Raw genomic sequence first — 22,074 nt, forward strand, 5'->3', positions numbered from 1 at the left:
TTTATTTGTACCTATCTCTTACTCTAATGTTTAAATTAAAATTCATATTTGAGCCGGTAACCGTAACTTTATTAGCTCCTTTACTTAGCTTGAATTTATGTGCATCCACAAATACCTCTTGACCGTTTCTCCAAGCGTTAAAGCGTTCAATTTGCCAAGTCGTATTGCTAAAGTTAGGCAATTCAACTGATTGACCATTAGTAGTTAATTTTAGGTTATTCGCTGTTCCGGTTATCTCTATAACTGGATATATCGATAATCCATCCAAGAATATATCAAGTGTTTGATTGCTGGTTACTTGAATTTGACCTGTAGAACCTTCGTGTCCAAGTAAATAACTTGAAGTAAAATCAATAATCTCACTCCCCCACAGAATCTCTTCCGCTTCGATTTCAGCATACTTATTCGGGTCATAACAGACGAAATCCAGCGTTAAATTCGATAGAAACAAACGCCTGTCAGATATGATAGGAGAAGCCACATAACCCATGACGTATTTGCCTTGCCAGTGGTCTAGTTTGATTTTCACTTCTTTCCGATGACCGTCTTCGTCATATAACAAGTCAGCTAAACGATCCAACTTCTCATTGATGTCAACGTGGTTTCTGTTGGTCAGTTTAAACGGAACTGATAACTGTCTTACGTCAATTTCTTCTTTAATAAACCTGACTCCAGGACGCCCCGGAATCTTTTGTACTACTTCTGAAAAGCCAATAGTGGAAGGGTCTGTGTAGTCCATGACTGCTCTTAATCCAAAATCTTCTAAACGGTAATTATCATCTATAGTAATCATGGATAAGCAACCCCTTTTCTCAACTTAGCGGATTTGTTTAAGCGTTCGAGTTCTTTGCTCATCTTTGGTGCTAAAACTCCTACGACGGTTCCATCATCCATAACCATTTGCACATTACTTAAAGCTTCAACGATCCCGGAGTTGTCAGCATTTGATTGATTATAGTGAGTACTGTTATTGACTACGCTGGAAGTTTGGCTATTTATACCCATTCTTCCGGATCCTAAAGCAAGTTCGGGAGTAGTCATCTTCATCATGTTTCCAGTCATGTTGTTAACTGCATCGTAGACAACTTGAGCTTTGTCATCGATACCGGCAGCTAGACCTTCTGGAATCCAACGTCCTACGTCGTCTTTCATAACTCTTGAAGGCGATTGTATACGCAGAGCTCTTTGCATCGTTGTAGCCACGTTTGCAGCTATATTATTAGCTGTTGCCATTACTCTGGCTCTACCAGCGTTCATCCCATCATTCAAACCTATCATTGAATTCAAACCAATTGATCTAAAACGAGCGGGAGTAACACTAAAAGGAGCGACTATCTCTGTAGATGTAGTTCGCATTAGACTAACCGCCTTTTTAGAACCTGCATCGAAGCGCTTATGCATCTCATCGACTGAACGACCTGCAAGTAATATCATTCTTTCCATATTCTTTTCGAATAGCTGAATAATAGTAGGGGCGCCGTCTTCGATACCGATTCTCATTCCCTCTGTTACATTCAACCCAAACTCTTTAAATACCGTAGAAGGGCTATTGATTCCTAACGATTTTTTAGCAGCATTTTTTACATCTTCGCCCATTCCTTCAGATGCTTTTTCTGCTTCTATTGCGCTTTGATCAATACCATCAGCTAAACCTTCAGCTACGTTTCCGCCAATACTTTCAAAGTCGGCGTTCTTTATTTCTTTTGACAAAGCTTGTTCAGTACTGAATACAAGGTGTCCTACTTTGTTTAAAACATCAGTGTTCTCAATACCCAAAGATGTACTTAAAGCATCAGTAGCTACTTGTCCACCTTCAGCAAAAGCTGTGCTTAATCGTTCTAGCTCTTCGTCAGATGCATTAACCAACGCATTAACATGGCCAGCGGATGTGGGTCCTGCTTCTCTCAGTTGCTCGAGCAACCCTTCATTTATTCCACGTTCGGCTAATTTCGCAATATTCTCTGCCCAAGCGCCTATGATGCGTTGGTTTTCTTCCAAGTTTTTAGCCATTTCACTAGCAGTAATTTCAGATTCCTCATTGATAGTATCAAACATATCAGTAGCTGCAGTTTTATAGGATTCCCAAGAAGATTTCATCGACTCCACTGCTGCTTGTTGAGCTTCAGACAAATCAGAGAATAGTAATGTTTGACGTCCTACGCTGTCTTCTGTTGCAGCAGCGATGTTTTCCATGGCCACAGTCAATTGTTCTTCAGTCGATTCATATTCACTTCTGAGAGTCTGTTGTCTTTCTTCAAGTCCCGCTTGAGATTCGTTTAGCTGATCAACTGCTTCGCTGTGCTCTTTTCCTTTGACCGTACCTTCATCTAGCTTTTGGTTCCACTCTTCACGCAATTGATTCGTTTCAGCTAATTGTTGTTCAACCTCTGATTGTTCTTTTGCTATTTCCAGCAATCTTTCTTGAGCAGCCGTTCCGGCTTCTTGTTCTTTCATTAATTCTAATCGTTTAGCAATTTGTTCAGACGACAAGCTCATCATGTCTGCTTCTTCGTCATATGACAGGTTCAAATCTGTTATTTGACCGTTTAGTTGCTCTACGTATTCACTTAGTAGTTTTTTATCAGCAGCCGATTTATGTTCTTTATCAGATAGTTCAGTTATTCTGTCAGCTAAATCTCTATTTGCATCGGCGGTTGATTCAATTCTTGAGACATTCTTTTCATATTGTTTAGATGAATCGTCCAGAGCATCATTCATTGAATTTGTTGCTTCCGCCATTTCCTCTGTTTCTGAAGCTAAACGTTCACCTTCTGCAGTTGATCGGTTCAACCATTTGACTAATGTAATAGCTCCTGCAGTAAGTAAAGCAATTCCTCCAACGACTAAACCTATAGGCCCGGTTAAAAATGTAATAGCTGCTTTCAATCCACCCAAAGCTTTCGTTTTAATTGCTATAGCCGCGGTTGAAATTTTCATATGTCCGGTTAGCACTGCTAACGCTGTTTGACCAAGTGTGAGTGCGCCTGTATTGGCTACTTGAGCAGTAGTATCCGCTAAAGTTGCTTTTGTTTTAGCTGCTTGCGCTGCAATTTGACCTTTAGTTACTATAGTGAGTTCTTTTCCGGACATTGCTGCTTTGAATACTAAGCCAGCGTTAGCATCAATAATTGAATTCACTTTTTCAATTGCTCTTAATGCCAAATATGCAGCCGCCAAACCACCGATGACAGGTGTCAATCTTTCAATGATTGGTATGGCATCTCTTACAACGTCAGCAAAAGCTTTCACAAACGGGGTTGATGCTGTAATAGCATTATTGATGACCTTAAAAGCAGCGTTAATGACATCTTTTATTAAGTCGAAGTTCTGTGCTATGTTGTTACCTGTTACTTCTTTCGACAGTTCATCAATAGCAGTGATTGCGCCAGCCACACCATTCGCCATAGCAGTACGAATGTTGGCCATTGAAGTATTGATACCTTCCGAACCAGTCATAGCCATGTCAGCAAATCCACCGACTTCATTGCTTAATTCAATGATTTTGTCGTTGAATTGGTCGAAAGTAACATCTCCTGCTTTCAAGGCCTCGTACAAATCATTCTGAGCAGCTGCTCCGGCAAAGCCAAACGCTTCAGCGACATCATTCAAAGCTAGGCCCATTGTTTCTTGCAATGTTCTCCAGGATTGTAAGTCAACTTCGCCTTTTCCTAACATTTGAAGGTATTGGTCTAGTCCTCTAGAGGCGTCCGCTGAGCTTGAACCTGAAGCAAGGAATGCGTTATTCAAAGCTAACGTGGTATCTACTGCACCATCTAAATCCTTGGTCATGACGGCTATTCCTCGTGCAGTTGAAACGACATCTTGGAGTGGAGTAGGTAGACCCATAATGCCATCTCGCAAGTTATTTATAGCTTGATTGGAATCTTCAGTACTAAAGCCAATCTGTTCCATAACTCTAGGGAACTGATTCATAGTATCGAAACGTTTAATAGCGGTATCCATGGAAGCAGACAGTGCGCTAAAAGCAGCGGAACCTAGCTTAACTAATCCTAAAGAGACAACAATATCTTTAATGCCTCTTTCCGTCTTCTTAGCGCCTTTACCGGCTGATTCAGCACTACTTTCTAACCCCCTAAGGGAATCTGCTGCAACATCAACTTCTTTTCCGTCAACATTTATATCTATACGAATTCTTCCGTCTGACATTAATCCACCTCCTCAAACTCAGCGTCGTCTTCTAAACTGTAAATATTCTGAAGCCGTTCCATATCGGCTCTATATTCTTTTGGATCGCCTTCTTTAGGTTCGTAACTTCTTATTTTTATGATTTGTTTCATGATTGTTTCTTCCGGCAGTCCGTTCAATAAGGCTTTGAATTCAAACCAGTGAAGTTTATTCTGTTCTTCGAACAAATTAATTCTGTAAGCTTGCATAAAAGATGAATATATATATTCAGCATCCTTTGCTAAATCAATCATCTGGCCCTTATCTTGTGTCGGCATTGGATTACCTTCTAAGTCACGCTCGATGAACTCTTCTGTTTTAGGGTTAAAATACTCGTCATGAACGTCATTCCATACCTCGACGTAATCTTCTTCATCGATGACGTTTTCATCAAATAACAACGTAATAACCATTTCAGCTATTTCTATTGGGTATAGCTCATCTTTCAGTTTTAGTACATCAAAAACATCTAAAACATTATCAAATGATAGGTCTAGACTGACTTGTATTCCTTTATAGTCATACGTTTTTGGCAACAAATCGTTTAGGCGCATAAGTGGCACCTATTTCTTTTTCTGATTTTTTTTATTAAGTAATTCTGATCGCTTAGATGCGTATTTCTTGGTTCGCTCTGCTTCTTCTTCATTTATCTTGCTCGCTATAGCTCCGCCAACTGTATCAAGAGCGACTTCTAAAGCAATAACGTCTGGGTATTCTTTGTAAATTTTCTTAAATGAGTCATTCCCAAACAATAAATCGTATTGGATAGCTATAAATTCCTTATTAACATCAAAAGCGGTGTTAATATCTTCATCTTTTATTTCATCAATATTCTCTTCAGTAATTTCTTCAGGGAAATGTACGTGTTCTGCTTTTTTTCTGATCTCTTCTAACCTTTGTACGGCTAATTCCTCAACGTTGAAGAATCTCTTTAAGTTTTCAAACGAACTATCGAACCAAAGCTCAACTTCTCCTATCTTTACAGGAAAGCCCGTTCGTTTTATGGGAATATTTACTATTTCAGTCATATTAATTCCTCCTTTAAGTAAAAAAAGAGGAGCGTAAAGCTCCCCTTTTATCCTGCTGGTGTTGTCAAATCTGTCGCTTCCGGAATTTGGTCATAACGAATGTTACAACTAAATGTTTCGTATGCTGATGCATCACCTGCGCCGGCAACAATAGCAGTAACAGTCGCACGTCCTACCCATTCTTTTTTTCCATCAGAACGAACAACACGATGCCAGATTTTGCGGTCTTCACCGATAGTGTCTTGCAGACTTTCAATTAGTGCCTGTGCTGGGTCTTCAGGGTTGAAGTGCCCTTCAGGAGTATAACCTCTTGCAACAGACGTAACCGTTTGTTCTGGTGTTCCATCGCCATCATAAAAAGCTTCTTCTTCTGTCGTCTCATTCGGATCAACACCAATAGTGCTAATATGTTTAGATAATCGTAACCACTCTACTCCTGGCTCGTCTTGACCTGGTTCATAAGCTTGCACATAATGCTGACGTAATGCGTTTTTATTTCTAGTCATTAATAATTTCCTCCTCTTTTTCAAATACGGTTAAGTGTGCTTGTACATCTAATAAAAATACATAATTACCTTGTTCGTCGGCTTGATTAATAAAAGGCATGTTGGTAATAACAATTTCATCAAACTTAAAACTGCCGTTACTACTTTTGATGTCTTCAATGTCTGAAATGCCTTTTTGAACAAACCATAATGTGTCGTTTGTTTTTTGCACGGACTTTGACTTCATCGCTATTTCATAGTTCATAAGCTTTTCTTTTTCGCCGTCCATATATTCTGCAACAGTGCGACTACCGGCCAAAGGATACATTACCAATGATTCATCCGCTCCTAAATATCCAAGTCGGCATTGGAGTGGTAGCAACGGAATTTTATTAATCTCTTCGTTCAGACGTTCCATAAAATCCATTACCACCTAGCTCCTTTCCGAAATGCATTTATCCAGTCGTTCATAAACAGCCCTTCAGCTTTTAAATCCCATCTTGGTCCAGTACCTGGTGTCGTGTAATTCCAATTTCCAGGCGCATAGAAATGTCTACGTGCATACTTCATATGGTAATTAACTCCAGAGCCGTCCATATCAATTGATGTGGCTTGTCTCAACGGCCCTTCTCTAAATGGCACAAACTGGTTCATGTCTGCCATTGCCTGGTTAGCAAATGCTCTTTGCCCCTTTATTACTGCGGCCGGACTGAGCTTTTTATATGCAGCGGTCAGATTTATTTCAATCTTTACCATCAGACCACCTCTAATTCATATGAGTACAACTTCTTAGAGTAAGCTTCATAGTTTGGTATAACTTTAGTTACAACATGGTCTTGTCCATCAATGACGACGACTGATTCTGTTTTAAATTCAGGCAATGGACTTGTGATGTCTGCGTAACAAAAAATAACCCCGTTATATAGCAACTGTTTGCCATTAGTAGAGGTACTATATTCAGCACCTCTATCAATGCGTACATTCTTGATCAGGATTGGTTCCTCGTATTGCGGATCACTCCAATTATTCAAACCGGTATATTCTTTGTACTCAAAATCATCAAGGCAGAATTCTGGAGGCGGTTTAGGCATCATAAGATACCAACTCCGGCATAAAGAAGTCCTGTACCTTCAAGAAAGACATACACGTCTTCGGCAACCAATGATTTACTTTCATTTGCTCCAGCAGCATTAAAGCGACTCGTATTTGATACGCTTGTACGACCTGCACTAAAAGACTGTGGCGCTTTATTAATTCCTTCAAAAGTGTTAGCGCCTACTTCATCAAAGTAGTTAATTTGAACACATAAAGCCTCTTTAAACTTCTTCACTCTCCATTTATTATCTGTTTCTATGTTATGAACAGTATAAAAATGGTCAGTGACGTTATCTAATATTGCAGAAGCTTTAGGTAATAATTTATCGAACTTAGCGGCGTCTATAGTCGGTCCACTTGTTTCTTCAAATTCTTGATACGTGAGATAAGCCATATTCCAAACCTCCTCATAAAAGAGGAAGCGCTATTTGGCTTCCTCTTCTTTTTTGTTGTCTTTTTTATCTTTGTCATCTTCTGGAGCATCCAAACGCTCAAACTCTACTTCAACACCATAATTTTTCTTGATGTTACTCTGAACTTCTTCAGCACGTTTGATTGTCATTTCAAACTCTTCATCTTTATTGAATACTTTCTTTTCTTTAACCCCTCTAAATTTGATTGGTGTTTTAAATTTCGCCATTTTTATCCCGCCACAATCTCTACTTTAGTAACTTTAGCAACTGCCTTTTTATTGTCATTCAGGATAAATTCTCCTGCTTTACCAGCACCTTGTAGAGCTCTACCATCAAAGTCCTCTGACTCGATCGCACGCGCAGTGTTGATGCCAGTAAATGCTTTGGCAACACCTGCGATGTATGCATACGCCACTTCGCCATCTTGTAGCAAGCTATCAGGAACTTCACGAATGACAAAATCCTTAAACATCAACACAGTATTTGTATCAATATTCGTGTTAGAATTTTTAGCCGATGTTGTTAACGGGTGGTCTACGATGGCGTTATATAAATCAGCATTAACGTTCGCCACTTTAGTACCTACTGCTTGGATATTGATATAGTATTTAGACAACTTGTTAAACAATGCTAATACCGCATCTGCGCTATACTCTTCTAATGCTTCAGAATGACCTGCAGAATTTGATATGAATGTGCTATGAGCGTTATTGAATTGGTGAATCTTAGCTTGTGCTTGTAAATCTAATCTATCAGCCACGGCTGCATCAAAGTTGTTATTTACAGTATGTCTATCAATTCCTTCATGGAAGCTCCATTCCCATGTGTACGGTACTGGTGTATCTTGATAGATGATTTCAGTACGGTCACCAAATCGGGAGGAATTGGCTGTCCCTGTTCCAAAAGCAACGTTTGCATCTTTATTGTAAGTTCCAACTACAACTGGAATATCTGAAGTTTTTACATGGAATGCTGTTTCATTATGTTGAACTCCGTCTAAAGCTTCGATTTCTCCGCTAAAGAAATCACGGAAGTAAGCTTGTTTTTGGAAAACTGCTCGAATCAATTCTTTGAATTGTGGTTGATAACTGCGTGCTGCTTGGTCGTTATTATCCCCCGCTGCAAAGAATTGAAGTTGCATCTTCATTGGTTGAGTGTTTTTTGTCATATTGTTTTACCTCTTTCTTTTATTGGTATTTTGCTATTTTTGCTGCGAATGGATCTGTTTCATTTTTATTGTTACGCCCATTTGGATTGCCTTTTTTTACAATATAGGGTGAAGCCTCGTCTTCCTTTGCATCCTGCGAAGAGAAATGTGGATACTTCTCAATCACTTGTTTAATAGCTGCGTCAATATCTGTGTCATCTCCAACAAGTCGTTCTGCCAATGCAATAACATCTTCAAGCGAATCGGGATTTACACCTTGCTTCATAGCGCTAAGCTGTGCCTGTAAATTACTAAGAGCCTGCTCTTTTTCTTGATTAGTCTTTTGTAATTTCCCTAACTCTTCATCCTTCTTCTCTTGTTCTGTTTTTTGGCTGTCCTGCCATTCTTTAAATTTAACAAGACCGTCCTTCGCATTGTCGAAATCTTCAACTCCAAGCTCTTTCAAAAGCTTCTCAGTTGCCTTTTTCGACTCCTTCGCTACGATATTATTTACATCTTCTTGCTTAAACACTTTGTCCTCTGGGTTGTTTTCAGGTTCTCCAGTACCTGTTGGTTCACTCCCAGTTTCAGAAGCTGGGTCTCCGGTTCCTCCATTACTTCCATCATCTGCTGCAAAGAATTGGAGATTCATTAGTACCTTTTCGAATAAACTCATTTTCTTTTCCTCCCATAAGGGTAATTTGTCTTCCGTTCTTTATAACGTCTGCGGATAAAGACATAAAAAATAGCCGTTACTCAGCGAGCAGCTACTTCTTAAGTATTATTTCGTTAATACAAGACGAGATAGGTCGTTTTCACGACGATCACTTCCTTCCTAAAATTCGGTGCATGTTTTCAATCTAGGAACCAACTATCTCACCGCCTTTAAAAGTCTTTAATCAATGTATCCAAAGGTGTGTAAACTTTCTCTCGTTCATAGTTTCGGCTTAAATATTCTCCATTTTCTTTTAGGTGCACTCTCATAGCTTTCTGAGACTTTGAGACCAACGATTTCCAATGCTGAACGTCATCACTTCCAAATTCTTCAGAAATCATGAGGTTTTTCTTATACTTAACGATTCTTCGCTCTAATTCTCTTTGCTTTGTTTGCGCTTTAGCAACTTCCTTGTTTTTTGCTTGGTCAAAACTAGGCTGATTGTTTGTGTTTACTCCAGGGATAAACGGTATATGATCATGTCTGCAATTTACACCTCTGTGTCCTCCTGGCTCTCCGTAATCAGCACCCCAATCAGGGTCATAGATGCTTTTATAAGCGGAATCAATAGGTAGTTCAGATGGATACCTTAAATCGACTACGTTTCCTTGAATTCTGGCACATTCTGCACGTGCTCCCATGTGACTAGTAACAACGACTGTGTGGATACCAAATTCTTCCATACGCTCTTTTTTAACTTCGTTATAGGTATTTCCTAAAGTAGACTTCATAATCGTTCTAGTGTAGCGTTCCAGGCTCCAAGTATGGCCACCTTTATCAACGAATGTACTCCGGATACCTCTTTGAGCCATTTCTTGAACAGCCTTTTTGACTGCTTCTTCTTGTGTGTAAATGCCAGTGTTAAATAAAGAGCTTGTTCGATTTAAAATATCGGTATATTCACGTGTAACCACGCTTCCGGCTTCATAGTTAGTTGATACCAGCGTTTGATTGACTAAGTTATCAATGCCACTCCACGCTTGATTGTAGTAGCCTCGCATGACGTTGTCTAATCGAGTAGGGATAGATGCACTCTCTAAGCTCAAAGCGCTATCAACCGACTCAATAGCACCTAATTCAGCTTGTTCGAATCGTTTTAAGACTTCTTCTTCCGCAACAGAAGTAACTTCTGCCAGCATCTCGGCCACTTCGGTATTTAAAAGCCGTAAGTCTCTTAAATACTCTAATTGCCACTGAGCTACTGAATCAATACCTGACTTCTTAATACGTTGAATGATTAATTTGATGATTTCGCCTTCTAAACTCTGATATAAATGAGCGATTTCACTGGACCATATGTCCAATTGACGTGGTGTGATTGGAGCCATTTATCTTCACTCCTCAATACCAAACGTTCTGTCTTGTCTCCATTGGCCCAATTCTTGAGGATCAATATCAACTTGTTCTTGAACAATCAATTCCATCCACTCTTGAGCGGTCTTCTTAGGCACTTTAAATATGCGCTGGATCGCTTCTTCAGTGGGTATAAAGTTGAATGCCTTAGCTTTGCCATAGAATGTTAGCAAGGCGTTTCTGTCTTGAAATACACCGTCGTCAAAATCTACCCCGATATGTTCAAAGGACGGCACTTCGCCTTGGTAGACATTATGGAACTTAGCCAATTCCAGGGTTGATACAATTAACCCTTTAATGAATTGCTCCACTTCATACACATGCTTGTTTCGTGTACGATAAGTCATATCATTCTCACTAACTATTTCAGTAGCTGTCTTCATGCTGCGTCCATCAAATGAGAACGTTCCGACAGATAGTTTTAATTCCATTTCTAGCGTTCGTAGTGAGTGGTTAATAGCAGCTATATACTGATCTGTGCGTATGTCATGAGTAACATCTTTTACAAACTCTTGGTCCATTTCCATACGTACAGCTTTGAATACATTTGTATTTGGATCAAATACCTGTTTCGGTTTATTTCCTCGTTCATCAGGTACAGTGCGCAATAACTTATCACTTACCAACACTGTTCGTTGTCCCATCTCAATTTCCCACCAAAACTGGTCGTGAGTGTCGTTGATTTTTTTCAGCGTGGACGACGCATTATCTGTAATACCCAGACCCAATGGGCTGTGAGGATTGACGTTGTTAAAACCGGCCGGCTTCAGATAGTTGAATTGAGGCCTTGTAAGGTTCTTTATATATGTCGTTTCTTCTAAATCTTCATACAAATCGCTTAACGGTATTCTTTTACCTATTTCAGATGAATTATCTGACTTATATAACTCATTAGTAATTACATAAGTATCATCCCCAAATTCATCTTTTTCCCATTCATGAAATTCTAACAATGTATAATAATAGGTTTTATCTTTATCAACTTTAACAGTAGTATCTTTCATGACTCCTTCAGGTATGCCATTGCTATTAGACCTCAGAGGAAAGAATGCATCAGCCAATGCCCAAGAGAATTCTATTTCTTTGTTGTCATCGTTAAAGTAAGGTCGGGCTGTAAGTCCGCCTATAGCTAACATAGGTTCTAGATAATCAGATAAGTTTTTCTTGAATTTATTATGTTCAAACACATGCTGGATAAATTCATGTGCTTCTTTTAAGGTATTATCTTCTTTTTCTTCACTACCATTTGAGACCTGAATCTCGCATTGTTCATTAAAGACCAGACCAGCTAATACATCAGCACTTAACTTACGTAAGTTAAGAGTCATGTAGTCTCTTTGCTTGACGTGTCCTTCAGTATTTACATATTCAACATGAGGGTAATTCCCCTCGTATTGTTTCAAATTCCGGTCTATTCTTCTCAATTCATTAGGATCTATGTTCACTTTGGGATGGTCATTAATGGTTTTAAGCTTTTCTCCGGCCAATACATATCCTCCTCTCTTAAAAAAGTTTTTTATTCTATCTACTATATTCACAGCATCACCTCCTAAAGGATATATCGTCTGTAAAAGTGATTGTTAGCGTACCTGGCTTCGTCCATCGCATGGTTCCAATCATCGATAGGTTCTCCATGGCTGTCACGAACATACATTCCTATTTCTTTTACGAAATCATAATGATCATACTTCTCAGTTTCTATAATGAAAAAGCGCTCGTCAGTGATGGAGTTTTGGAATCTCTCAATCCCTGTTTCAATCCCGCCACCTTTTCCTCTGGCATCAGATGCATTATTGTCAGCCCTTCTGGTGTCGACTCCTAATTTATGGAACTCTTCCCTTAATGATTTACACGCAGGGTCTACATAAATGTCTGAATAAGTCATTTCGTACTTGTCATAACACCATTTCATAAAATCTTTTATTTCTTTTGCGTAGGTACTCATTGCTTTTACTTGTCCAGTTTCAGCTCCGCTATGATAATAGTTAGCCACTCGGTTAAGTCTGTATTTTCCTTCATGAAGCGTTACTATGTTGCAGCTGCATGATGTTGCATCGGATTGACCTCCATCAGCGACAAAGAACATTTCGTAAGGTTTTCCAAGCAATGCTGGACGAGAATTCTTTTTCATATCAAACATGGAGTAAATAACGCCTTCAGGCATAACTCTTTTTCCGTACCAGTCACGATCTAATAAATACGGATTCTTGCTCAACGTTTCGAATATCTCTTGTTTTCGTTTCTCCGAAATAATCGGGTTGTCTTGAATGGTCCAATGCGTCCAACGTGTCTTTTGCACATTAAAGACTTCATCAATGACCGGATGATTCGGAGCCGGCGGGTTTAAATCAGCGATATGAAATCTGTCACGAGCAGCAAACGTTCGCCTGAAACACTCTTGGATAAAACCCATGTTTAATAAGTTAATCTCTCCAAAAGCGACGCTACCCAATGACATCCCTGTAATTGGTCCAACACTATTGGCTTTTGCTCCACCTTTGTAGTAAATCTTCTTTATTCCTTTAGGTGTGTGAATTTCTAAGTGATCCCCGTGATTATCATGTCGAATCCTAGCTAAATCACCGAATATATGCATTAATCCTGTGCCGTCGCCATCAATGAACAACCTGAACGCTTGTTCTTGATTATAAGCAGCAACTAAATGATTGGTATCTCTTGATACGGAGTACAAATAAGCTAATTTAAAGTGAACAGCGGTTGTCTTCCCACTTCTTGGTGTTCCCTCATGTACTTCAAGACCTACATCAAAAGGAGTTCTGACAGCTTGTTTCTGTTTAGGAGATAATTCCGTTATTTTAGTCATCATTCTTCACCGTTTCTAGGAGGACATCAAGTAAGCTTGTGTCTTTCTTCTCGCCCTTAATAAGTTTTGTACGTTCATCAATAAACTCTTTTTCTTTCTCGGTCTTCTCAAGCGTCGATTGCATTTGTCGCAATTTAAGGCGTCTCTCGTCTTCTTCGTCAGTCATTGATACGAACTGTTTAATGAGATTCGATAACGTACCCATGGCTCTAGATTGAGCATTTAAAAAGCGTTCTTGCTTGTCCCAGGCGAATTGTATTTCCCACTCTTCCATGCTGCCGCCTTCTCCAAATGATTCTTTTTTTGCTTCTTTTGACAAGTCATGATGGTCATAGACATACATTATCTTTTGAGCACGCAAAATAGCCGTATACTGGAACATGATAGAATCCCAAAGCATATCGGCTTGCGTCTTATTTTTAATTGACTCCATTATCTCTTGCGTTTCTTCAGGCAACCATTTGGCAAACAACCCATGAGTCACTGCATTTTTATTTCCTGGAGGAGCTTTACCTCCGGAGTTCCCTTTTGCATTTCTATTTCCTTTTTGGGCACCTGGTTTATCCGTTGCAACGTTACTTGATTTGTTGCGTTGCGTTGCAACACCACGTTGCCAATATTCTCGATTTTTCCGACTGCGTAAAGTGGAAGGTTTAACATCATGTTTTTCAGCTAAAGCCTTCATCGTTATTGTTGTTTCTTCAAATTCCTTACGAATCGCATTCCAATCTGTCAAATCACTTCCACCACCTCGCTCATCGTGTTTGTTTTGTAATTCTAAGTATGAAAAAAGACCCCGCTTAGAGGCCTTATTTATTATTCTTCTGTCTTCTCCATAAGAGCTGGATATTCGAAATTAGTTTTTATAATCATTTCTGAAAACTTAATCATAAGCTCAGCCTCTTCTCTCGTGCCTATATTAACTTCATGATTTGATTCATTTCCTGACTTCCGTATTGAATCTACCCACTTGTCGCTTCTTGTTGTAACAAAATTGTTATCTTTTAGATAATTAACATACTCGATAAATCTTTTACCCGGTTCCGCTCCTAAGTCAACAGCTATATGCATAAGTAATTTTCTACAAATTAAAATTACAGCTGTATATGCATTAACAGAGAAAGAGTCTCTTGCTTCTTCATAAAGCCCAGAGAGTCTATCCGATAGCCCCATGACAGAATTTCCGTATTTACTACCTGGAATTTGTATCCCATCCCATAAGAATGTTGGCATTTTACAATATGTACATACATAAACTCCATAGTTAGCGACTTGTGATGAAGAGGCTTGATTTTCATATAACGATAGTCCTTTATTCGACGAGGTATGACGATTACAATACCCACACGTATAGTCATGTTGTTTCATATACTGATCACCCTTCCAAGCATGGTGAGTGTTTTTCAAATAATTCATAATCTGAGCCTCCTGATATTTTATATCGTTATCATACCAAACACATTGAGGATAACAAAGGTTATATGTAAAAAGAGCCACCCCATAGGATAGCTCTTTAGTCGTAAATGTGAGAGTCGGTTAAGAAGGGTTATCTACAGGAGGATGAGTCAGTTGAGTTCTTCCCGCTCTACACCTTACCACAGTACCATTTTCTCACATATCTCTGACATCCGTCTGCCGATTTACTGCCACTTCTCTGCCAAAAGTCTGCCATCATCATAAGCTTCTGCGAATTCAAACTGCGCTTTTCCTAATTCTCTATAAAACGTCCGCTCACTCATGTTCAAATCATAATATATCATGGTATCTGTCATCTCACGACGATCTATGTACCTATCGTGGAGAAGCTGCCTTTGATAAGCATTCAACTTGTTCATTGCTCTGCCTATCTTCCAAATTTCCCTCTCTGCCGTCACTTTTCTAGAAACTGACTGACCTACCGTATCACTAATCCCGCCAGGTGCTTTAGGCTCAAATGAGTACGTAGCGGTGATTTTAGGAGTGTACTTCTCATCCGCTAGTCGAGCCATACTGCGATAATGTGATAATAATCGGTGGACATTCTCTTTTGTCTTTTCCTTGTCTATTTCAGGAAACATCACGTCACTCCTTGTGTTATAATTTAAGTGGGTGGACACGTTCGAGTGACGTGTCTTTTTTTACGTTTTAGAACGGCAAATCTTCATCTGATATATCTATGCTGCTATCACCATCAAATGCGTCCTCTGGCGTCGTTCCACGAGACTCTGACTGATTACCTTGACTATTACTCTGAACGTCCTCACGCTCGTTTTTATTGCCTAATAATTGCACTTGCTCCGCTACTACTTCAGTGATGTAAACCTTGCGTCCTTCGTTGTTCGTATAATTTCTGGTTTGAATCCTTCCTGTGATTCCAATCATTGATCCCTTTCGAGTGTACTTCCTGATAATCTCAGCCGTCTTCCTCCACGCTACCACGTTAATAAAATCGACTTCTCTTTCTCCGTTAGCACTTTTAAATGGTCTTTCAACCGCTAGTGACAAGTTAGCCACCTCTATGCCACTTCCTGTAAATTGTTGGTCTGCGTCTCTTGTCAGACGTCCTGCAATAACGACATTATTTATCATTCTTCCAACTCCTTTACTTCAATTGCTTCTGGTAACTCTCCCAGATTTACATAAATACTTGCGTGACTTAAAAGCAGTTCTATGTCGGTGATTCCATATTCCTCTTCAAAGTAGGTTGTGTTCTCATCGCTCATCCCTACACTCATAAATTTTCGTATATCTTTTTTTGCCTCGAATAATTGCTTCGGGTCAATCTTCATCATTCTTCCTCCAATACTAAATCGTCTTCTTCTAAAAATAGCAAATCACAAAGGGTAAGTATTTGTGGTTCGCTAAAGTGGTTTAATCCAATGAGTTTTCTACCCAGTTGCGTTGCGGTTAGATTCATTTCATCGGCCATATCAGATATTGATATTTCTAATTCAATCATCCGATTTTGGGCTACTTTGAGATTCACTTCTTTCAAAATCGCTTGTGATTCTTCTTTAGTCTGCTTAGATTTATACAATCGCCACTTATGAGTAGGTCGAGAGGCAAGTGTGGTAATAGTCGATAGAGATAATTTAGACACCTTCGACAATTCCTCCAACGTTCCTGTTCCGACAAGCACTCCGTACTTACGAAGTTCGTAAATCCTTTCTTTAGTCATCTCCATGCTCCTTACCACATTTCATTATCATTAGCGACTTGATCCAATGACTGCTCTAAATCAACGTCCACATCATTCACCTACTCTCTCAAATGCTTTAAGCAAGAAGTCCTCCGGTTCCCTTCCTAGCATTTCGGCTATTCTGTTGAGTTCAGACACTTTTACTTGAACTAGAGCCTTTTCTATCTGGTTGTATCTAAAACGGTCTATGCCCGTCCAGTGAGCCATTTCATAGAGTTTTATGCCCATGAGTTGGCGGACTGTGAAAATCTTATCGTTATCGATATGACTCCACGGAATCAGCTCGTTGTCCTTTATGACTTTTACCACTTCTTCTTTCACACTTCCATTGGCCAGCGCTCTTAATTCAAGGACTTCCGGATGATCCATGTCGTATGCTCTTAAACCAATCGGGTTGCTCCTATCCAATTCATATAACTTCTTATAAAATGCTTTTGATAACATTAGTTATTAACTCCTTCCAAGAAATTGAGTATCCCTTTTTCGGTTGATAATTGATAATCAACCAAATCTGACTGATTGACTGATTTCTTTCCGATATCTTCTTTTAGCTTTTTCCAATCTGCATAAGGGACCATATAAAAGTGTTTCATGCTAAAGCTGATGATAATGCTTGCTATTGCTCCTAAATGACTGTGATACGCCAAATCTCGCTCCTGTGTGTCGTTTATGCGGTCGAATGGCATATTTGTACCATTGGTATGCTTAGCCTCAAATACGATAGATTTACCGGCTTTTAGCGTACCTGTGAAATCGGGTTGAGCTTTCTTCTCGTATATGCCAATGGCTTGACTGCCTTGCTTACGCAATAATCTAAATGGCTCCGGCGTCTTTTGGATATGCGCCACGCCCATTTGTTGGTAATAGGCGCAGCTCATTTCGATTAGTCGTTCGAAATTGGATCCGTTTCTTTTTGCTTTTAGTCCGCTGTACTTATTTGCTTGCATTCGGTTCATCCTCTATGCTGTCAATCGACTCCAGCAAACTCAGGGAGAAAGTGTAAGCATCTCTTAAACCGTCGTTATAATCGACTCCCATGAAGTTTAATGAGTTTTCTTTTAACTTATCTTTTAGCTGTTTGATTGCTTCTGATTTCTTCAAACTTCTGCTCCTTCCACTTCAACCAAGCCTGATTCAAATAATTCCGGTATAAAATCCTTAATGTCCAAACTTTCAGTTGTACCTCTATAAGGGAATTTAAATTTGATTCTTCGATTATTCCATTCTCCGTGGATAATAATGCCGTTATCTGGATTTTTGTCGAATATGCCTTTAATTACTTTCTGCCAATTATCTCCTCGATAATAATTTCCGGTATACAAGTATCCGTATTGAGGTAAGACTTTGAATAAATTGACATCATTTTTGATTTTATAGCATTTCATTCGTCTGCTCCTTCCAGTAATTCCGAGTTCTCGTAGATGTTCCCGATGACTTCATATAAACTCATTTTGCTCAATGCATTTACTAATTCTTCATCACGCACATTTGATTTTATGATATATTGGGCTGTTCGCTCGCTGTACCCCACAATCCCAATGAAAGTTTCACTAATTGCGCCTCTGAATATAAAAGTGCGTTCAATTACATCTCCCTCATAAATCTCCACGCCGTTTTTGTCTTTAAGTCCAGTTGATTGCATGAGTTCGTATCTCTCGGCATTAGTAATTTCTATTTCTCTATGAGGTGTATCGTGAGATTTAACGTCATCTGTGAATACGTCGCCGTCGAATGATATATATAAACCGTCTACCATCCATTTTTCTTCGTTATCCCACGCTCTAAATTTAGGTTTCATTCATCTGCTCCTTTCAAAACAAGCTTGTCTGTTTATCATCTTTGTCAAACATGCTATCAATCCATTCTTCCAACGATTGCTTGCTACTAGTCGTTTCGTTGCATTTTTCCCCCGAAATTGCTCGGATGAAAACTTCTTTTAGCTGATTATCTGTATCTTTAAACTTCACTTCCCAACCGTAAGTCATACGGTCAGTTTCTATTGCTTTTTCAGCTATGCTTTTTATTTCCTCGTAACTGTAGTACTCATTATCATCACGGACGATTATGTTCTTATGACCATTAACAGTATGAGTTTTGGTTGTTAAATCGTTATTCAGTAAGCTAGTATTGAATTCCAATTTCATAACCTTGCTCCTCCCTACAAATCCTCTAAGTCATCGTCATCTGCAGTCTCTAAGAGGTTATCCCAACACCTTTGATGACATGGGTGATGTTCGAAATCGACACTTGACCAAACGTACCCCACGTCTTCACTATCAACTGGCTTTCCGCATAACATGCAGCTTTCTTGTTTACTTCTTTCTTGAATCTCTTTGTCACTCATTCGCTACTCCTTTCATGAATACCAACCAGTGCGTTTTAGATCTCTTGTTTCCTATGATTGGTTGGTAATCAATCGACCTTAGAATCTCATTCAGTTTGACTTGTTCTTCATTCCATTTGAATATGAGAGTACCGTTCGGCTTTAATACCCTCATACATTCATCGAATCCTTGCTTAATATCCTCTTGCCATGTTTCTTCAAGCACGCCATACTTCTTTGCCAGCCATGAAGTCTCTCCAGCTTTTATCAAATGAGGCGGATCAAAGATGACCATGTAAAAGGACTCGTCTTCAAAAGGCATATTGCGGAAGTCAGCAACGACATCTGGATTGACATTGATGACATGGCCACTGTCTAATTTTTCGAAATGCTGACGTTTATCCATATACAGAACATTTTCATTCTGTTTGTCAAAGTGAAACATTCTAGATCCACAACAAGCATCAAGTATTTTCATTCGCTACCCCTTTCCGCTTAGCTCTAATCCGAGCCAGCCTCTCTTCAAATTCCTTCTGTTTATCCTCGTCCACCAATTCATCTTTTTCAGCTGGTTCCTGCGTTGCCCAGTCAGGCAGAGTCTCTTTTCTGTTGGCTGGTTTATTAAACGTGTTCTTCTGTTTAGCATTTGATAATGATTCAGCTTCAGCAGATTCAACTGTCTTAATATCTTTAACAGCCCAATTCTTCATGATCGCTTTTGCATAGGAGTATGGTGCGTTCTTCTCAATCGCTTTTGTCAAAGCCAAGATAACGACTTCTTCAGATAGGTCTTCAATCCACATCTGCAAATCTTGGATGATGTGCGCACTTGCTACTCCAAAGTTCTGCTGATAAAAGCGATGAGCGTTGACGTCGTTGTTGGTCTCTTTATTACTTTCTACTTTAGTATTGTCTAGTTTAGTTTTGTTTAGTTTAGTTTGTGTGTTTTCTTCTGTAGAAACATCAGGTAAACTCTTTTGAAATGAGTTATCATCTGTAGAAACTGTTTCATCACTCGGTTTATCCTTGTAGAAACTTTTTAAGTCTGGTTTTGCAGGTGCCTTGTTGCGTCTGTTCTTATAAACATCAGCTATGTTCTCTACAAAGTTATCGGACCAAATAACCTTTTCTTTCCATAAATCATCATCAATAGCCTCTAGATCTGATAATAGATTCAGTATTTTATTAGCAGTAACCTCGTCTACTCTGGTTTTAGCTAGCAGAAACTGCCAGTGAGCTGAGTTTCTACAGTCATAAACATGCCCATCCGTCGTTGCTAGTAGTTCTAACAATTTAAACCAAAAGGCGTAACCGTCATTCCCGAAATTAGTTTCGAGTATAAATATTGTTTTTCCGCTTGTAGCGATATGAGGAAAATAATCCACAGTTCTTTTAGCTGGTCTTGCCACATCTGCACCTCCTAAAGAGAGGGAGAATCCCCCTCTTATTCATTTGGCGTAATCGTTCCTTTTTTAAATAATTCAGTTGCTTCTTCTTCGCTTATTTCAATTGGACCCTCAATTATTTCATGTTCGGGTTCATCGTCTTCTATCATTTCAGCCTGCTTCAATTCGCCTTTGGCATCCATCTCTTGCACAGTTTCGTCAGTTGTAACGGCTTTTTGCATTTCGATTGATAGAATACCCCACTTAGATAGCATCATCTTCAAAACAGTTTTTTGAGCCATTGCATCATAGTCTGATTTCCACACACCTGTGAGTTGCTCTTTATTTTTAGCTTTGTTGTGTTTAACTCTATGCGCTTCTACTTGCTGCTTGGTCCAGTAAACCGTCTTTTCAAATCCATTTACTAATCGGAAGTAAGCAACATAACCAATAACCTCGTCTGAACTTTTACCTTCAGGATCAAATTCAAATTCTTCCGTCAGTCTGTTCCATGATTTTAGTTCTCCCTCATAAACTTCTGTTACATTCAGTGCCATGTATTGCCCACTACGCTGCGCTAGTTGAATGTAACCTTTATAACCAAGCTGGAATTGAGCAACTTTTTCATTTCCTTTTTTCCAATCTCTAAAGGGTACGATGTAGGCATAGCCAAGGTTCTTGTCAATCGGAAGATCGAGTGTAGCAGCTACCATTGCACTCGTTATAATGCTCATAGGTTGAGCATCTGCTAAATTAGGGTCACCGTTAACTAGGTTGAGTAAAGATGTTGTAAAGCCGCTCGATTTCTCTTCTAAGACAGCTTCGAATCTCTTTTGGACAGCAGGAGAGCTTAGCAAAGATTTAAGAGTCATTTGTTTTGCATTGCTGACTTGGTTATCCCCTTTTGATTGTGCGATTTGGTTTTTTAAACTTGAATTAGTAGCCATTGTTATTTGATCTCCTTTATAGTTAGTTTTTTATAAATGGTCGTTTTGCTGTATTTCTCAAAGAGTTCAGGTGATTCCTCTTTGATTCGCTTCGAATCAATGCGGGTGCTTTCAATCGGCTTCCATGTCACTATATGTCTTGGAGCAATACCGATTTCCGCTTCCTTTTCGCCCAATTCGAACTTAATCATGTTGTCTATTTCCTTGATTGACGTCTCAACGACTTTCTTTGTTTCCTGCAACTCTTCTCTCTGATCCAGCAGGTCATCAATATCTTTCTTTAGAGTAATTTCTTTCCCGGTTTCTGATTTAGCGTAGCGCTCTTTGATATACTCTTCTGTAGAATCGCTGCCATCGATAGCCGGAGGAATCTTTTGATTTACATTAACTTCCCAAAAATCTATCAATCTCTCTTGAATGATATTGATTAACTCTTGATCTCTTTCGACTTTCTTCCAGACAAATCGTTGACCACCGATTAAGACAGCGATATAGGCATACTCTCTATCTAATACGTTCAAATAATGCTGCACCTGACAGATATACTGCTCTGGTATGTCTTCGCCTTCCCAACGGTCTGCCAGGTAGACAGAAGCTGTTTTACATTCCAGTATGGCGTCTTCCCCTACTACGTCTCTATCAATATTTGCTACTAGAAATGGGTACTTGGGATGATGAAACATCTTATTCGCTCGTCTTACTTTTTTGCCTGTGCGGTCTGAAAATTCTGTTGCAACCAAGTCTTCTAATTGATTGCCCCAATAAGCTGCTTCGCTCGCTTCGGAATCATCAATCTCAATTTGAGCCGTTTTGTCGAGCCACAATTGATAAGGCGACTGGTATTTATTCAAACCTAAAATGGTAGCTACATCTGATCCGCCGATTCCTTTGCGTCTTTCTCGAAGCCAGTCATAACGAGTCAATTCTCGTGTGTCTGTTATTTTTTGCATGTCAATCCTCCTGTTTTGTGATATAATTTAGTTAGTATATTTTTTC

General features: G+C 39.3%; 32 protein-coding genes. All 32 read right to left on the reverse strand.

The window, feature by feature from the left end; all coding sequences use genetic code 11:
• Position 1: 1 nt before the first annotated feature.
• Positions 2-793, reverse strand: a complete 792-nt coding sequence (locus C3945_RS01180) for a distal tail protein Dit (protein WP_161877859.1) — start codon at positions 791-793, stop codon at positions 2-4.
• On the reverse strand, positions 790-4,167 hold the full coding sequence (locus C3945_RS01185; RefSeq protein ID WP_161877860.1) for a tape measure protein: 3,378 nt from the start codon (positions 4,165-4,167) through the stop codon (positions 790-792). The genes C3945_RS01180 and C3945_RS01185 overlap by 4 nt, the downstream gene beginning before the upstream one ends.
• A complete protein-coding gene (locus C3945_RS01190; protein ID WP_161877861.1) occupies positions 4,167-4,739 on the reverse strand; it encodes a Gp15 family bacteriophage protein in 573 nt (190 codons plus the stop codon). Before C3945_RS01190 ends, C3945_RS01185 begins: the two co-directional genes overlap by 1 nt.
• Before the next feature lie 9 nt (positions 4,740-4,748).
• A complete protein-coding gene (locus C3945_RS01195) occupies positions 4,749-5,213 on the reverse strand; it encodes a hypothetical protein (RefSeq protein ID WP_161877862.1) in 465 nt (154 codons plus the stop codon).
• A 47-nt stretch (positions 5,214-5,260) separates the two neighbouring features.
• Entirely contained in the window at positions 5,261-5,719 is a 459-nt protein-coding gene (locus C3945_RS01200; protein ID WP_161877863.1) for a phage tail tube protein, read from the reverse strand.
• Positions 5,712-6,125: a phage tail terminator protein gene (locus C3945_RS01205; protein WP_161877864.1), complete on the reverse strand. Its 414-nt coding sequence runs from the start codon at positions 6,123-6,125 to the stop codon at positions 5,712-5,714. The genes C3945_RS01200 and C3945_RS01205 overlap by 8 nt, the downstream gene beginning before the upstream one ends.
• On the reverse strand, positions 6,125-6,454 hold the full coding sequence (locus tag C3945_RS01210) for a minor capsid protein (protein ID WP_161877865.1): 330 nt from the start codon (positions 6,452-6,454) through the stop codon (positions 6,125-6,127). Before C3945_RS01210 ends, C3945_RS01205 begins: the two co-directional genes overlap by 1 nt.
• Positions 6,454-6,789 (reverse strand): putative minor capsid protein, encoded by a 336-nt coding sequence (locus C3945_RS01215; protein ID WP_161877984.1) that lies wholly within the window; start codon positions 6,787-6,789, stop codon positions 6,454-6,456. Before C3945_RS01215 ends, C3945_RS01210 begins: the two co-directional genes overlap by 1 nt.
• A complete protein-coding gene (locus C3945_RS01220) occupies positions 6,789-7,187 on the reverse strand; it encodes a hypothetical protein (RefSeq protein WP_161877866.1) in 399 nt (132 codons plus the stop codon). Before C3945_RS01220 ends, C3945_RS01215 begins: the two co-directional genes overlap by 1 nt.
• Before the next feature lie 30 nt (positions 7,188-7,217).
• The gene (locus tag C3945_RS01225) at positions 7,218-7,433 is read right to left on the reverse strand and encodes a hypothetical protein (protein WP_161877867.1); all 216 of its coding nucleotides are present in this window, start codon (positions 7,431-7,433) and stop codon (positions 7,218-7,220) included.
• Positions 7,434-7,435: 2 nt separating this feature from the next.
• Positions 7,436-8,374: a phage capsid protein gene (locus C3945_RS01230; RefSeq protein WP_237585437.1), complete on the reverse strand. Its 939-nt coding sequence runs from the start codon at positions 8,372-8,374 to the stop codon at positions 7,436-7,438.
• A gap of 19 nt (positions 8,375-8,393) precedes the next feature.
• Positions 8,394-9,029, reverse strand: coding sequence for a hypothetical protein (locus C3945_RS01235; RefSeq protein WP_161877868.1), 636 nt, complete (start codon positions 9,027-9,029; stop codon positions 8,394-8,396).
• 209 nt (positions 9,030-9,238) lie between these two features.
• Positions 9,239-10,396 carry a phage minor capsid protein gene (locus C3945_RS01240; protein WP_161877869.1) on the reverse strand — a complete coding sequence of 386 codons (1,158 nt, stop codon included), beginning with the start codon at positions 10,394-10,396 and terminating at the stop codon, positions 9,239-9,241.
• 6 nt (positions 10,397-10,402) lie between these two features.
• Entirely contained in the window at positions 10,403-11,908 is a 1,506-nt protein-coding gene (locus C3945_RS01245; RefSeq protein ID WP_161877870.1) for a phage portal protein, read from the reverse strand.
• A gap of 62 nt (positions 11,909-11,970) precedes the next feature.
• A complete protein-coding gene (locus tag C3945_RS01250; RefSeq protein WP_161877871.1) occupies positions 11,971-13,248 on the reverse strand; it encodes a PBSX family phage terminase large subunit in 1,278 nt (425 codons plus the stop codon).
• Positions 13,238-13,981, reverse strand: coding sequence for a phage terminase small subunit (gene terS / locus C3945_RS01255; protein ID WP_237585439.1), 744 nt, complete (start codon positions 13,979-13,981; stop codon positions 13,238-13,240). Before terS ends, C3945_RS01250 begins: the two co-directional genes overlap by 11 nt.
• Positions 13,982-14,061: 80 nt before the next feature.
• Positions 14,062-14,661, reverse strand: a complete 600-nt coding sequence (locus C3945_RS01260) for a DUF4145 domain-containing protein (RefSeq protein ID WP_161877872.1) — start codon at positions 14,659-14,661, stop codon at positions 14,062-14,064.
• 224 nt (positions 14,662-14,885) lie between these two features.
• Positions 14,886-15,302, reverse strand: a complete 417-nt coding sequence (locus tag C3945_RS01265; RefSeq protein ID WP_161877873.1) for an ArpU family phage packaging/lysis transcriptional regulator — start codon at positions 15,300-15,302, stop codon at positions 14,886-14,888.
• Between the two features lie 67 nt (positions 15,303-15,369).
• Positions 15,370-15,813, reverse strand: coding sequence for a single-stranded DNA-binding protein (ssb, locus tag C3945_RS01270; protein ID WP_161877874.1), 444 nt, complete (start codon positions 15,811-15,813; stop codon positions 15,370-15,372).
• Complete coding sequence (locus C3945_RS01275; protein ID WP_161877875.1) at positions 15,810-16,013, reverse strand: hypothetical protein; 204 nt, start codon at positions 16,011-16,013, stop codon at positions 15,810-15,812. Before C3945_RS01275 ends, ssb begins: the two co-directional genes overlap by 4 nt.
• On the reverse strand, positions 16,013-16,402 hold the full coding sequence (locus C3945_RS01280; protein ID WP_161877876.1) for a hypothetical protein: 390 nt from the start codon (positions 16,400-16,402) through the stop codon (positions 16,013-16,015). Before C3945_RS01280 ends, C3945_RS01275 begins: the two co-directional genes overlap by 1 nt.
• 72 nt (positions 16,403-16,474) lie before the next feature.
• Positions 16,475-16,867, reverse strand: a complete 393-nt coding sequence (locus C3945_RS01285) for a helix-turn-helix domain-containing protein (RefSeq protein WP_161877877.1) — start codon at positions 16,865-16,867, stop codon at positions 16,475-16,477.
• Positions 16,867-17,370, reverse strand: coding sequence for a Holliday junction resolvase RecU (locus C3945_RS01290; RefSeq protein ID WP_161877878.1), 504 nt, complete (start codon positions 17,368-17,370; stop codon positions 16,867-16,869). The genes C3945_RS01285 and C3945_RS01290 overlap by 1 nt, the downstream gene beginning before the upstream one ends.
• On the reverse strand, positions 17,357-17,524 hold the full coding sequence (locus C3945_RS01295) for a hypothetical protein (protein WP_161877879.1): 168 nt from the start codon (positions 17,522-17,524) through the stop codon (positions 17,357-17,359). The genes C3945_RS01290 and C3945_RS01295 overlap by 14 nt, the downstream gene beginning before the upstream one ends.
• A complete protein-coding gene (locus C3945_RS01300; RefSeq protein ID WP_161877880.1) occupies positions 17,521-17,808 on the reverse strand; it encodes a hypothetical protein in 288 nt (95 codons plus the stop codon). The genes C3945_RS01295 and C3945_RS01300 overlap by 4 nt, the downstream gene beginning before the upstream one ends.
• Positions 17,805-18,221: a YopX family protein gene (locus tag C3945_RS01305; RefSeq protein ID WP_161877881.1), complete on the reverse strand. Its 417-nt coding sequence runs from the start codon at positions 18,219-18,221 to the stop codon at positions 17,805-17,807. The genes C3945_RS01300 and C3945_RS01305 overlap by 4 nt, the downstream gene beginning before the upstream one ends.
• A gap of 13 nt (positions 18,222-18,234) precedes the next feature.
• A complete protein-coding gene (locus C3945_RS01310) occupies positions 18,235-18,567 on the reverse strand; it encodes a PepSY domain-containing protein (RefSeq protein WP_161877882.1) in 333 nt (110 codons plus the stop codon).
• Between the two features lie 14 nt (positions 18,568-18,581).
• Entirely contained in the window at positions 18,582-18,767 is a 186-nt protein-coding gene (locus tag C3945_RS01315) for a hypothetical protein (RefSeq protein ID WP_161877883.1), read from the reverse strand.
• The gene (locus tag C3945_RS01320; protein ID WP_161877884.1) at positions 18,760-19,224 is read right to left on the reverse strand and encodes a class I SAM-dependent methyltransferase; all 465 of its coding nucleotides are present in this window, start codon (positions 19,222-19,224) and stop codon (positions 18,760-18,762) included. Before C3945_RS01320 ends, C3945_RS01315 begins: the two co-directional genes overlap by 8 nt.
• A complete protein-coding gene (locus tag C3945_RS01325; RefSeq protein ID WP_161877885.1) occupies positions 19,211-20,155 on the reverse strand; it encodes a DnaD domain protein in 945 nt (314 codons plus the stop codon). The genes C3945_RS01320 and C3945_RS01325 overlap by 14 nt, the downstream gene beginning before the upstream one ends.
• Positions 20,156-20,190: 35 nt before the next feature.
• Positions 20,191-21,078 (reverse strand): recombinase RecT, encoded by an 888-nt coding sequence (locus C3945_RS01330; protein WP_161877886.1) that lies wholly within the window; start codon positions 21,076-21,078, stop codon positions 20,191-20,193.
• 2 nt (positions 21,079-21,080) lie between these two features.
• Positions 21,081-22,028 (reverse strand): YqaJ viral recombinase family nuclease, encoded by a 948-nt coding sequence (locus tag C3945_RS01335; protein ID WP_161877887.1) that lies wholly within the window; start codon positions 22,026-22,028, stop codon positions 21,081-21,083.
• Between the last annotated feature and the right edge of the window lie 46 nt (positions 22,029-22,074).

The sequence above is a fragment of the Alkalibacterium sp. MB6 genome, assembly GCF_009935905.1.
In the GTDB taxonomy this organism is placed as follows: Bacteria; Bacillota; Bacilli; order Lactobacillales; family Carnobacteriaceae_A; genus Alkalibacterium.